At 66.1% G+C, this 12,485-nt stretch carries 12 protein-coding genes and 1 pseudogene; 3 read left to right on the forward strand and 10 right to left on the reverse strand.

Annotated elements, in window-relative coordinates; all coding sequences use genetic code 11:
* Position 1 precedes the first annotated feature (1 nt).
* From ASE66_RS02495 to ASE66_RS33060, 3 genes and pseudogenes are all read right to left on the reverse strand, one after another.
* Positions 2–514: a mismatch-specific DNA-glycosylase gene (locus ASE66_RS02495; RefSeq protein WP_057187984.1), complete on the reverse strand. Its 513-nt coding sequence runs from the start codon at positions 512–514 to the stop codon at positions 2–4.
* Positions 511–1,079 (reverse strand): ABC transporter substrate-binding protein (locus ASE66_RS33055; RefSeq protein WP_244494776.1); only part of this gene is annotated, 569 nt, incomplete at its 5' end. The genes ASE66_RS33055 and ASE66_RS02495, both read right to left, overlap by 4 nt.
* A 1-nt stretch (position 1,080) precedes the next feature.
* Positions 1,081–1,386: pseudogene (locus ASE66_RS33060) on the reverse strand (ABC transporter substrate-binding protein); the annotation flags it as partial.
* Between the two features lie 263 nt (positions 1,387–1,649).
* On the opposite strand from ASE66_RS33060, the gene ASE66_RS02505 reads away from it, so the two are divergent.
* Both ASE66_RS02505 and msrA read left to right on the forward strand, forming a co-directional pair.
* On the forward strand, positions 1,650–3,206 hold the full coding sequence (locus tag ASE66_RS02505; RefSeq protein ID WP_057187985.1) for an acetolactate synthase large subunit: 1,557 nt from the start codon (positions 1,650–1,652) through the stop codon (positions 3,204–3,206).
* A gap of 106 nt (positions 3,207–3,312) precedes the next feature.
* Complete coding sequence (gene msrA / locus ASE66_RS02510; RefSeq protein WP_057187986.1) at positions 3,313–3,819, forward strand: peptide-methionine (S)-S-oxide reductase MsrA; 507 nt, start codon at positions 3,313–3,315, stop codon at positions 3,817–3,819.
* Between the two features lie 59 nt (positions 3,820–3,878).
* On the opposite strand, the gene ASE66_RS02515 is transcribed toward msrA, so the two are convergent.
* The 6 genes from ASE66_RS02515 to ASE66_RS02540 form a co-directional block, all read right to left on the reverse strand.
* Positions 3,879–4,271 carry a VOC family protein gene (locus ASE66_RS02515; RefSeq protein ID WP_057187987.1) on the reverse strand — a complete coding sequence of 131 codons (393 nt, stop codon included), beginning with the start codon at positions 4,269–4,271 and terminating at the stop codon, positions 3,879–3,881.
* Between the two features lie 5 nt (positions 4,272–4,276).
* Positions 4,277–5,320, reverse strand: a complete 1,044-nt coding sequence (locus tag ASE66_RS02520) for a histone deacetylase family protein (RefSeq protein ID WP_057187988.1) — start codon at positions 5,318–5,320, stop codon at positions 4,277–4,279.
* A 65-nt stretch (positions 5,321–5,385) separates the two neighbouring features.
* Positions 5,386–7,704 carry a putative bifunctional diguanylate cyclase/phosphodiesterase gene (locus tag ASE66_RS02525; RefSeq protein ID WP_057187989.1) on the reverse strand — a complete coding sequence of 773 codons (2,319 nt, stop codon included), beginning with the start codon at positions 7,702–7,704 and terminating at the stop codon, positions 5,386–5,388.
* A gap of 48 nt (positions 7,705–7,752) precedes the next feature.
* Entirely contained in the window at positions 7,753–8,373 is a 621-nt protein-coding gene (locus tag ASE66_RS33645; RefSeq protein WP_057187990.1) for a TetR/AcrR family transcriptional regulator, read from the reverse strand.
* Entirely contained in the window at positions 8,370–9,545 is a 1,176-nt protein-coding gene (locus tag ASE66_RS02535; protein WP_057188652.1) for an acyl-CoA dehydrogenase family protein, read from the reverse strand. The genes ASE66_RS33645 and ASE66_RS02535 overlap by 4 nt, the downstream gene beginning before the upstream one ends.
* A gap of 150 nt (positions 9,546–9,695) precedes the next feature.
* Positions 9,696–9,953: a hypothetical protein gene (locus ASE66_RS02540; protein WP_057187991.1), complete on the reverse strand. Its 258-nt coding sequence runs from the start codon at positions 9,951–9,953 to the stop codon at positions 9,696–9,698.
* Between the two features lie 251 nt (positions 9,954–10,204).
* On the opposite strand from ASE66_RS02540, the gene ASE66_RS02545 reads away from it, so the two are divergent.
* Positions 10,205–11,386, forward strand: a complete 1,182-nt coding sequence (locus ASE66_RS02545; protein WP_057187992.1) for a hypothetical protein — start codon at positions 10,205–10,207, stop codon at positions 11,384–11,386.
* A 57-nt stretch (positions 11,387–11,443) separates the two neighbouring features.
* Here ASE66_RS02545 and ASE66_RS02550 read toward each other — a convergent pair whose 3' ends face one another.
* The gene (locus ASE66_RS02550) at positions 11,444–12,457 is read right to left on the reverse strand and encodes a TRAP transporter substrate-binding protein (protein ID WP_057187993.1); all 1,014 of its coding nucleotides are present in this window, start codon (positions 12,455–12,457) and stop codon (positions 11,444–11,446) included.
* Between the last annotated feature and the right edge of the window lie 28 nt (positions 12,458–12,485).

Raw genomic sequence — 12,485 nt, forward strand, 5'->3', positions numbered from 1 at the left:
GTCAGAGGCTCGCTTCCTTGGCGAGAGCGGCGAGTTCACGCCAGGGTTCGATCGACCAGTAGCCCGAGGCGGCACCGGATGTGGAGGGAAGAACGACGACGCGAATGTCGTCGATAGTGTCGGGTTGCAGGCCGTAGGCGAGCCCGCGACCGATTTGGGGCAGAACAGCCTGGGCAGCACGCTTGCCGTTGAAGGCGACGATGGCGGGCCGATGCACCCGCATCTTGCCGAGGAAGCCCGCGACGTCGAAGTGATCCCGCGCCAGCGCGGTATCCGGCCCGGAGGTCCACTTGGCGACATCGGTGCAGCCGATGCCGTAGCGCGGGAGCTCGCGGAAATCGGCCGGACCGAGCTGCAGCGGGATCAGCCCGGTCTCGAACAGCGTCGGCCAGAACCTGTTGCCGGGGCCGGCATAATAGGCGCCCCGCCGGGCCGAGACGGAACCGGCCTGCGTGCCGCAGAAGACGACGCGCAAGCCCGGCCCCAGCACGTCCGGCAGGACGTGATCAATCACTTGCCGGCGACGTACTTCGTGTCGACCAGCGTGGTGATGTCGGGCTTGGCCTTGATCAGGCCGATCTCCAGCAGCAGCTCGGCCGCCTTGGTGGTGAAGGCCTGCCATTCGCCCGCGAAGAAGGCCTTGTTGCCGGCAGCATCCGACCAGCGCAGATAGCCGGCCGACTTGCCGAACTGCTCGCCGGTCTGCTTCACATCGGCGCCCATGATGCCGTAGGCCTTGGCCTGATCGGCCTTGATCAGCGCGAGCGCCTCGAAATAGCTCTTGGTCAGCGCCACGGCGGCCGCATCGTTCTCGGCGAGGAATTTCGGCGTGCAGCCGAAGGTGTCCATCACCATCGGGTAGTCGAGGGTGGTGGCGATGATCTTGCCGGCGTCGGGCTTCTCGCGCACGGCCGAGAGATAGGGTTCATAGGTCATGGCGGCGTCGTTCTGGCCGGCGATGAAGGCCTGCGCGGCCGGGCCGGGCTCCATGTTGACGACGCTGACGTCCTTCACCGACATGCCGTTCTCCTTGAGGATCCAGGCGAGGGCGAAATAGGGCGAGGTGCCGGGCGCGGAGGNGGCGCCATAGCTCTTGTCGAGCTGGAAGATCTGCTTGGTCTTGATGCCGGCGGCGTCCCAGACGATCCAGGTCTCGACCGTGGTCGCGGCGCACTGGATGTCGCCGGAGGCGATGGCGAGGTGGCGGTCCTTCTGCGGGATCTTCTTGATCGAGACGTCAAGGCCGTTCTTGGCGAAGATCCCGGCCTCCTTGGCGAGCACCAGCGGCGCGAAGCCGGTCCAGCCGGAAATGCCGATATTGACCTTGGTCTGCGCCTGCGCGGCACCAGCGGCGATGAGAGCCGCAAGGCCGGCTCCGGCCAGCATCCCGATACGCTTCACACCTGTCATGACGAACCTTCTCCCCTCTTGTTTCCGCTTGCGGCAGCCCCCGGCCAACGCAGCCCGATCGCGCCCGATAAAGCAAGCTTCGTTCCAATTCACGTTAAATGCATATGCAAAGCGGTCAAGGCGGCATCACCCGTACTTGGGGAAGCAATGACATTCTCTTGTTTGACACCGCAGTAGCGATCCCTTCCCCTCGCAGGCATCGGCGCAAAGCGCCTTTGGCTATCAAGAGGTTCTCAGGGATGAATGGCGCCGACCGCCTGTGCGACACGCTGCTGGTCAACGATGTCGATGTCTGCTTCGCCAATCCCGGCACCTCGGAAATGCACTTCGTCGCGGCGCTCGACCGCAAGCCGCAGATGCGCTGCGTGCTCGGCCTGTTCGAGGGCGTGGTCACCGGCGCGGCAGACGGCTATGCCCGCATGGCCGACAAGCCGGCGGCGACGCTGCTGCACTGCGGCCCCGGCATGGCGAACGCGCTCGCCAACATGCACAATGCCAGGCGCGCCTGGACACCGATGATCAACGTGGTCGGCGACCATGCGACCTACCATCTCCAGCATGACGCGCCGCTGACCAGCGACATCGAGAGCCTGGCCCGGCCGATGTCGCAGTTCGTACGCCGCATCGCCTCGCCGGAGGATGTCGGCCCGGCGATCGGCGAAGCCTATGCCGCCTCGCTGTCGCTGCCCGGCGTCACCACCGTGATCCTGCCGGCCGACTGCGCCTGGGGCAGCGTCGAGCCGGCGGAACTGAAGCCGACTTCGGTGCTGGCGGCGAAGCCGGTCGATGCGGCACAGATCCGCGAGACCGCCGCGCTGCTGCGCAAACACGGCTCGCGCGCTGCGCTGATGCTGACCGGGTCGGCACTGCGCGAGGGGCCGATGAACATGGCGGCGCGCGTTTGCGCCGCGACCGGCGCCCAGATCTTCGCGCAGATGTCGAACGGCCGGATCGAGCGCGGTGCCGGCCGCGTCGCCATCCCGAAGGTGTTCTATCCGATCGACATGGCGCTGCAGCAGCTCAAGGACATCGACCTGCTTGTCCTGATCGGCGCCCAGGTTCCGGTCGGCTTCTTCGCCTATCCGGGCAAGCCGGGGCGGCTCGTGCATGAGAACTGCCATATCGAGCAGCTCGCCGTGCCGGGCGACGATCTGCCGGGCACGATCGAGGCGCTCGCCGACGAACTCTCCGCCAGGGCGACGCCGCCAGCCTTCATCGCCGCGCCGCAGAAAACGGACGGCGCATTGCCGACCGGCACACTCGATGCCGACAAGGTCTGCGCAATCGTTTCGCGCCTCCTGCCGGAGAACGCGATCATCTGCGATGAATCCGTCTCGTCGGGCCGCAGCTTCTACTATGACTGCCATGGCGCGCCGCAGCACGACTACATCCAGCTCACCGGCGGCGCGATCGGCGAAGGCATCCCGCTCTGCGTCGGCGCGGCCGTCGCCTGCCCCGACCGCAAGGTCATCGGCATGCAGGCCGACGGCTCGGGCATGTACACGGTGCAGGGCCTGTGGACACAGGCGCGCGAGAACCTCGACGTCGTCACCGTCGTCTTCGCCAACCGCACCTATGCCATCCTGCACGGCGAGATGCGCAATGTCGGCGTCAACGATTTCGGCCGCAACGCCAAGCTGATGCTCAATATCGACGAGCCGGCGCTCGACTGGGTTTCGATGGCGAAGGGCATGGGCGTCGAAGCCGGTCGCGCCACGACGGCCGAGGAATTCGCCAGGCTGTTCAAGGGCGCGCTCGGCCGCAAGGGGCCGTTCCTGATCGAGGCGGTGATTTGAGCGGCGCACTGCCTCGTCCCGCCGGCGTTGCCAGCTGTAACCTGGCGCGCCGACATGGCGAACTCAGGCTTCGATGCTTATCTCGCCGGGATCAAGGAGGTTTGACATGACGGAACGTGCTGTACTCGCAGGCGGTTGCTTCTGGGGCATGCAGGACCTGGTCCGCAAGCTCCCCGGCGTCGAGACGACCCGGGTCGGCTATACCGGCGGCGACGTGAAGAATGCGACCTATCGCAATCACGGGAGCCATGCCGAGGGCATCGAGATCAGCTTCGACCCCGCCAAGATCGGTTACCGGCAGCTGGTCGAGTTCTTCTTCCAGATCCACGACCCGACCACGATGAACCGCCAGGGCAACGACCTTGGCACCAGCTACCGCTCGGGCATCTATTATGTCGACGAGGCGCAGAAGCAGATCGCCGAGGAGGTGATCGCCGAGGTGAACGCGTCGGGCCGCTGGCCGGGCAAGGTGGTCACCGAGGTGAAGCCCGAGGGCGATTTCTGGGAGGCGGAGCCGGAGCACCAGGATTATCTGGAGCGCTACCCGGCCGGCTATACCTGCCATTGGGTCCGCCCGGATTGGGTGCTGCCGCGTCGCGAGGCCGCGGAATAGCAGCAGGAACCAAAGGAAGAGGGGGCCCGGCGCCCCCTCTCTCGGACGAGGCACCAACGTCAGCGCGCCGGCTCGATCAGGTCCCAGCGATTGCCGTAGAGATCCTCGAAGACGGCGACGGTGCCGTAGCTTTCGCGGCGCGGCATCTCCAGGAAACGAACGCCGCGCGCCAGCATGCGGGCATGGTCGCGCGCAAAATCGTCGGTCTCGAGGAACAGAAAGACGCGGCCGCCCGACTGGTTGCCTATCTGCGTCCGTTGCTCGGCGGTCGCAGCCCGTGCCAACAGCAAGGTAGCGCCCTTGCCTCCGGCTGGCGCGACCCTCACCCAGCGCTTCTCCGGGTCGAGTGGCGTGTCCTCAAGGACCTCGAAACCGAGCTTCCCGACAAAGAAGGCGATCGCCTCGTCATAGTCCCGCACCAGCAAAGCGAGATGGGCGATCGCCTGCGGCACGGCCCCTAGTCCTTGAACCCGCCCAGGAACGCATCGAGGCAATCGCCGATCGCCTCGATCGCGTAGCCGCCTTCCTGCACCACCAGGGTCGGCAGGCCGAGCGCCTTCACGCGCTCGCCGATCGTGCCGAAATCGGCAGCCTCGAGCTTGAGCACACCGATCGGATCGTCCTTGTGAGCGTCGTAGCCGAGCGCGATGACGAGCGCCTCGGCGCCGAACTCACGGATGGCGCGGCCGGCGCGGTCGACCGCCGCTTCCATCTCGGCGCCGCCGGCGCCGGGGGCAAGCGCCAGGTTGAGGTTGAAGCCCTCGCCCGGCCCATTGCCGCGCTCGTCCTCATAGCCGGTGAAGAAGGGATAGTAGTTCGCGGGGTCGGCATGGACCGAGATCGTCAGCACATCGTCGCGGCGATAGAAGATCTGCTGGGTGCCGTCGCCATGGTGGGCGTCGACATCGAGGATCGCGACCCTGCCGAACCTGGAACGCAGGCGCTGCGCCGCGATCGCGGTGTTGTTGAGATAGCAAAAGCCGGTAGCGCGGTCGGCGCGGGCATGGTGCCCCGACGGACGGCAGAGCGAATAGACCGCCCGCTCGCCGGCGAGGATCGCATCGGCGCCGGACACCGCCGTCTCGGCCGAACGCAAGGTCGAGAGCCAGCAATGCTCGCCGACCGGGACCGAGAGATCGCCGAGATACCAGCCGAGCTGGCCCATGATCCCGGTCGGCCGGCAGGGCGGGCGGACATCCTCGTCGGTGCGGCCGCTCCAATAGGGGAAGGTATTGGGCCAGGCTTCCGGGCCACGTTCGGGCAGAACGAGCCAGCGCTCCCACAGCCCTTCGAGGAAGCGGACAAAGCCCTCGTCATGAACCGCCAGGATCGGCCCCGTGCCGTGTTCGGCCGGGCGCTCCGGCGTGACGCCGTGCTTGGCGAGCGCCCCGAGCAACCGCTCGGTCCGCTCCGGCAAGTCCTTCGGCGCGACGATCCGGCCGAAGCGCATGTATTGCTGCGGATCGTGCTTGGACTGGTCGGGGTGATAAAAGGCGCGCATGCAGGGCTCCGGTCTTTAAGGCCGGCATAGCGCCACGAAAACCGCGTCACGACCAGTGCGCCTGATCAGGCGGCGGCACTATCCCCGTGCATGGCGTCGCCCTTGGGCAGCAGGTCGGGCAGTTGTAGCAGCCAGGGCACGCGGCCAGCGGGAGCCGGCTTGGCGTAGCGATAGCCCTGGGCGAAACGGCAGCCCTGCGCCTGCAGAAAAGCTTCCTGCTCAGCGGTCTCGACGCCTTCGGCGATGACGTCGAGGCGCAGATCGGCCGCGAGTTGGATCAAGGCGCGCACGATCGCCGCATCGCCGCCCTCTTCGGCGACATGGCTGACGAAACCGCGGTCGATCTTGAGGGCGTCGACCGGGAAGCGTTTGAGATGGGTGAGCGAGGCGTAGCCGGTGCCGAAATCGTCGAGCGCGACGCGCAGGCCCGCGGCGCGCAGCGTCTTCAGCGTACGTTCTGCCTCGTCGGCATTGCGGGTCAGCAGCACCGTCTCGGTGACCTCGACGCCGAAATGGCTCGCCGGCACACCAGCTGCGGCGAGCTGACCGAGGAGGCGCTCCGGCAAGGCCGGGTCGCGGAAGACGCTGGCCGCGAGGTTGACGCAGACATGGCCGACATCGAGCCCGTCATCGAGCCAGCGACGCAGATCGCCGATCACCGCGCCGATGATCGCGTCGCTGATCCCGTTGGCGATCTCGGCGTCCTGGAAGCCCTCCTGGAAAGCAGCGGCCGGAACGATGCCCCGCTCGGAATGGCGCCAGCGCGCCAGCGCCTCGAAGCCTGCGATCCGGCCGGTGTCGAGCGCCACTTGCGGCTGGTAGTAAGGCAGGATGCGCTCTTCCTTCAGCGCACCGGCCAGCCCCTTGCAGACGGCGACGCGGCGCGCCATCGCGGCTCGCATCGCCGGCTCGTAGACGATCGCCATGTTGCGGCCGTTCGCCTTGGCCCGGTAGAGCGCGAGATCGGCGTCCTTCATCAGTTCGACGCCGTCACGGTCATGCTCGGGCGACAGCGCAATGCCGAGGCTCGCCCGCGTCGCGATCATCTGCCCGGCATGCTCGCAGGGCTGGCGCAGCACCTCGATCAGCGCCTCGCCCCGCGTCAGCGCCTGCAACGCCGTCAGCCGCTGCGTCGAGAGCACGATGAACTCGTCGCCGCCGAGGCGCGCGACGAGTTCATCGGGCCCGATCGCCGCGGCAAGCCTTGCCGCCACCTGGATCAGCAGCGCATCGCCAGCGTCATGGCCGAGCGTGTCGTTGATCGATTTGAAGTCATCGAGATCGATCAGGAAAAGCGCGACGGCCCCGCCCTTGCTCGCCATCCGCCCCAGGGCCTGCTGCATTCGCTCGCCGAACAGCAAACGGTTCGGCAGATCGGTCAGCGCATCATGCGTCGCCTGTCTACGCGTGCGGACCTCGGCCGCCTTGCGGTCGGTAATGTCGACGATGCCGGCGACGACAGCCGGATTCTCGCCGACCGGCAAGGTCGTCGCGGTGATCAGCACGTCGCGAACCGCGCCGCTGCCGTCGCGCACCTGCGCCTCATGGCTCTGGATCTGCTCGCGCTCGTTGAGCAGGCGGGCGATGATGCGGCGATTGCCGCCGTCGAGCAGGACGTCCTGGACCTGCGCCTGCGCGACCTCATCGCCGAAATAACGCTTCGCCGCATCGTTGCCGCGCAGGAAACGGCCCTCCCCGCGCGAGGTGACGACGAGCGGGATCGGCACCGCCATGAAGATGCGCTCGATCATCGCCTGGCTGGCGCCGAGCTCATCCTTGGCCTGGCGCTCGGCCTGGGTCGCCGCCCATTCGAGCCGGCGCAGGCGATTGCCGTGCACGACCACCAGCCCGAGCGCAAAGTTGAGCATGACCATGACCAGGATCAGGCCAGGCAGCGTCGACGGCATCGGACCGCGGCCGAGATAGCCGGCGAGCATCAGGGCGCTGCAGCCCACGCCCAGCGCCATCGTCCAGCGGAATGCTGTCGGCGCCACCAGATAGAAGATCGAGGGCAGCATCAGCACGACGAAGAGGGCGAGATCGCTGCGCGACGAGACCAGCAGCGCGACCATCAGCCCGGTCGTGACCTCCCAGCCGATCAGCACGCCCTGCGCCTGCGAGAAGCGCGTCGCCCTGCGCACCAGCACAAAGCACATGAGCGAGGCAAAAACGACCGCCAGGCGCGCCGGCACGGCGACGAAGAAATGCGGCGTGCCGTGGAAGCGCCAGTCGCTGGCGAGGAAGAGCGTGTTAAGGACGGCCGAGATCAGGAAGATCAGCCGGCACTGCCGCAGCGTCTCGCCGAAGCGCGCATCACGGAACGCCGCCTCGCGGGCGAAATCCCGGAATTCGCCGCCAAATCGAAACAGGCCATCGCGCGTCATGCCGTAGCTTCGTCCGGCAGCGGTCAAGGGCAGGTTAAAGCGAAGCGGCTAGCTGTCCTGGCCCGCACCGACAGATGCGACCAGCGTCGCAAGTTCGCCCGCCAGTTGCAGACCGTCGAAGCGCCCCTCGCGATACCAGTCGACCGAGCCGTTCATGGCGCCGAGCAGGAAGAGCCGTAGCCGCTCGGGCGCGATGCCGGGAGTGAGCGCGCTTGTGCCGGCGAGCTCGTCCATCAGCCCACGCCAGACATCCTCATAATCGCGGCGGATGCGCCTTACGCTCTCCGGTGTCGGGTTCTCGCCGAAGCTGAAGACCTTGATGCTGGCGCAGGTGTAGTCGGAATGGCCGTGCAGTGCCGACAGATGCGCGGCGATCGCGGCTTCGAGCCGGCGGCGCGGACCCGCTCCGCCGGCAGCCTCCAAAGCGGCGAGAACCGCCTCATGGACAAAGCGGACGCCGTCATTGACGACCGCCTCGACAATCTCCTCCTTCGAGCGGAAGTGATGATAGAGGCTGGCCTTGCGGATGCCGACCGCCTCGGCGATCTCGCGCAGGCTGGTCTGGTGATAGCCATTGCTGCGCAGCAGGCGCGCGGCATGGTCGAGGATCAGGCGACGCGCGCCACCCTCCAGCTCCGCCCGTTCGGCCCGCCCCGTCACGATCGTCACAGCCGCTTCGCCACCTCTTCGAGCATGACTTCGGTGGCGCCGCCGCCAATCGCCTGGACGCGGGCATCGCGGGCCATGCGCTCGATCGCGCTCTCGCGCATGAAGCCCATGCCGCCATGGAACTGGACGCAGGCGTACATGACTTCGTTGACCAGCTCGCCGCAATAGGCCTTGACCATCGAGACCTCGCGCGTCGCGTCGAAGCCCCTGGCATCGAGCCAGGCGGCGTGATGGACGAGCTGGCGACCGGCCTCGACTTTGCCCGCGAGCATGGCGAGCTTCTGGCGGATCGCCTGCTTGTCCCAGAGCGGGGCACCGAAGGCCGTGCGCGTGCGGACATAATCGACCGTCAGTTCGATTGCGGCCTGCGCCTCGCCCATCGCCATGGCGCCGATCACGGTGCGCTCGTTCTGGAAATTGCGCATGATCGCGTAGAAGCCGCGCCCCTCGCCGCCGAGCAGGTTCTCGGCCGGAATCCGGCACTCCTCGAAGACCAGCTCGGCGGTGTCGGAGGAACGCCAGCCATGCTTGTCGAGGGCGCGGCTGACACGGAAGCCCGGCGTGCCCTTCTCGACCAGGAACATCGAGACCGATTGCGAGGGCTTGGCCGAAGCATCGGTCTTGACGGCGACGCAATAGAGATCGGCATGGACGCCGTTGGTGATGAACATCTTCGCGCCGTTCAGCACATAAGCGTCGCCCTCGCGCCGGGCTGTGGTGCGGATGCCCTTCACGTCGGAGCCGGCGTCGGGCTCGGTGACCGCAATCGCGCAGATCACCTTGCCGGCGACGATATGGGGCATCCAGCGGTCGCGCTGCGCCTTGCTGCCGGCATTGAAGACATGGACCGAGGCCATGTCGGTGTGGACCAGCGCGGTGATGGCGAAGCCCGAGAAAGTCGAGCGGCCGAGTTCCTCGGCGAGTACCACGGTCGCCAGCGTATCGAGTTCGGAGCCGCCATAATCGGCGGGGTAGCGGATGCCGAGGAAGCCGAGCTCGCCCATGCGGGCCAGCACCTCGCGCGGCACCATGCCGGCCTCTTCCCAAGCGAGCCCGTTCGGCTTGACCTCGTTCGTGACGAAGCGGCGCAGCTGGTCGCGCAGCGCCTCGTGCTCTTCGGTGAAATAGGGCGAGCGGAGCGTTCCGCCGCCAGCCGCATCGAAACTGTTCATCGCCGCCATCATGCTCCGCTGTCTCCCTGGGAGCTTAACCTACCGATCGGCAGGTAGACAACTCTCGATACCAGCTGTGACGAGAGGGGCGACGAACACCCCTCTCTGCCGCATCGATGTGGTCGTGTTCGGCCAGGCCCTCCTCAGAGATCAGTTGCAGCCGCAGCCATGCCCGCCATTGCCGATGCCGCCGCGGCCGACGCTGACCCGGTTGCCGTTCAGGATGCCATTGCCGCTGAGGACCGCGACGTTGTTGAGCACCTTGACGTTCGAGACGGCGGTCGTGACCGAGGCCACCGAGGCGAAGACACCGCCGAGAAGGCCGCCGCCACGGCCGCCCTTGCTGCCAGCGAAGGCGGGGGTGACGGAAAAGGCGGCGATCGAGGCAAGAACAATTGCGTATTTCATCTTTCTCTCCCTGCGCTCGCTCCGGGGATCGAAGCGATATACACGTTTTGGTTGTATTTCATTTTTTTCGCAACCTATACACATCGTTAACCATACTTGCTAGCCTTAACCGGGCGCCGGCCGAATACATCTACCCAATTGCCAAAGAAGATAATCTATTACATGAAATCTATTTTTAAGTTTACGATCGAATTCTTGACTGTATTAACCACGCATTAGGCATGATCATCTACTCTCGACTGAGAGGGGTGATGTCCATGCGTCCTGTCCGATCAGTCTTCGTGCTGTTTTGCGTCGTGTTCAGTGCCTTGCCTGCTGCGGCCGGAGAGGACGCGGCCGAGACCCTGGCCTCGACGGCAGTGATCGGATTGCGTGGCGGCTTCGACTCGAGCCCGACCAACAGCAAGGGCGAGAAGGGCAGCCCGACTCTGACCGGCTTCGCCAGCTGGAACTATCTGCGCGGCACGCTGCAGGACGGCTACGGGCTCGACCTCCTGCTGGTCGACACCCAGTACGATCCACGCGAGCTTGCGGCCAGCCGGCTGCATACGCTGACACTGAAGCACGCAACCGCAATCGGCGAGAACCTCTCGCTGCAGTCCTCGCTGGCGATCGAGAACGAGCAGACCTGGTCGCGCCGCCGCAATGCGTTGACCTGGCGCGAGCGGCTCAATCTCAGCCTCGGCTCCTTTCGCCTTTTCGCCAATGCCGAGGCGCGGCTCGCCGCGCTGAACGAACGCAACGTCTTCGCCAATGGCGATTTCCTGCCGCAGGACGAGAATCTCGCCACCCTCGGCATCACGCCCGGTATCGCCTGGCGTCAGGGTGAGACCGAGATCGGCGTCTCGTTCACGGCGTCGCGCACCCGCTTCACCAACGGCACGGACTATATCGGCATGCGCCGCGACAATTACCGGCTGCAGCCCAATCTCTTCGTCTCGACGGCGCTGAAAGGGGTAAGCTTCGAGGCATCGCTCTCACCACTCAGCATCATCTTTCCGGACAAGGAATTCGAGAACGAGAAGACGTTGCTCTACACAGCCAAGCTGCGCGTTCCCTATGAATGGCTGACGCTCGACCTGTCGTCGGGGCGCACCGTCGAGGACACCACCCTGCCCTTCGCCGTGGTCAACCTCGTCACCCAGCATGAGGGCAAGCTCACCGCGCGTTTCAACGACACGAATGCGCTGAGCCTCATCGTCCGGCAGAAGCTGGAGGATTATCTCGGACTCGACTCGACGACGCGGACCTCCAGCATCGGCCTCGACTATGCACGCGGCCTGGGCAACGGCATGACCGCGACCGCCTCGGCCGCCTGGCGCAAGACCAAGGATACGGGACTGGAGGCGGTGCCGGCCTTCGTCGTCCAGCTCGGCCTGCAGAAGCAGCTCGATTTCAGTGAGCCAGGCAAGGCGGCAAAGAAGGGTGGTTGAAACGCTTGCGGCGCGCCCGAGGCGCGCCGCAATGACTAATCGAGACCGTTCTCGTGATCAGGCCAGCTTGCCGCCGACCGCCTTCTCCAGGATCGCCCAGGCCTCGTCGCCGTACTTGCCCTTCCACTCGCCGTAGAAGCCGGCCTTCTGCAGCGCGGCGCGGAATTCGTCGGCCTTGGTCTGGTTGATCGTCATGCCCTTCGAGGTCAGCTCGGCCTGCAGGCCGGCATTGAGCTTGGCAACGTCGGCGCGCTCCAGCAAAGCGGCGGCGTCGATGTTCTTGGCGACGATGGTGCGCAGATCCTGCGGCAGCCGGTCCCAGGCGCGACGGTTGGCCAGGAACCAGAAGCCGTCCCACATATGGTTGGTCAGCGAGAGATACTTCTGCACCTCGAACAGCTTGGCGGTCGCGATGATCGCCAGCGGGTTCTCCTGGCCGTCGACGATCTTGGTCTGCAGCGCGGTGTAGACCTCGGCGAAGTTGATGCTGGCCGGGGCCGAGTCGAAGGCCTTGAACATCGAGGTCCAGAGCGGCGAGACCGGCACGCGGATCTTGAAGCCCTTGAGGTCGGCCGGGGAGTTGATCGGGCCCTTCGACGAGGTCATCTGGCGGAAGCCGTTGTCCCAGATCTTGTCGAGGACGTGCAGGTTCGCCTTGGCGATCTGGCCGCGGACGTAAGTCCCGAGCTCGCCATCCATCGCCTTCCAGACGGAGTCATAGTCCGGGAAGGCGAAGCCGATGCCGCTGACCGAGGCGTTCGGCACCAGGGTGGAGAGGATCAGCGGCGACAACGTGAAGAACTCGACGCCGCCGGAGCGGACCTGGTTCAGCATGTCGGTGTCGGAGCCGAGCTGGTTGTTCGGGAAGATCTGGATGACGACCCGGCCATTGGTCTCGGCCTTGATCTTCTCCATCGCCTCGGCGGCGCGGACGTTCATCGGATGCGCCAGCGGCAGGTTGTTGGCGTATTTATAGGTGAATTCCGGCGTCTGGGCGCGGGCGATCGAGAAGGTCCCGACCGTGGCCGCGGCGGTGGCGCCCTGCAGGATCGTGCGGCGTGAGATGGACATGGTGTTTCCTCCCTGAAGGTTCTTCATG

This window comes from Allobosea sp. Root483D1 (genome assembly GCF_001429505.1).
Classification (GTDB): domain Bacteria; phylum Pseudomonadota; class Alphaproteobacteria; order Rhizobiales; family Beijerinckiaceae; genus Allobosea.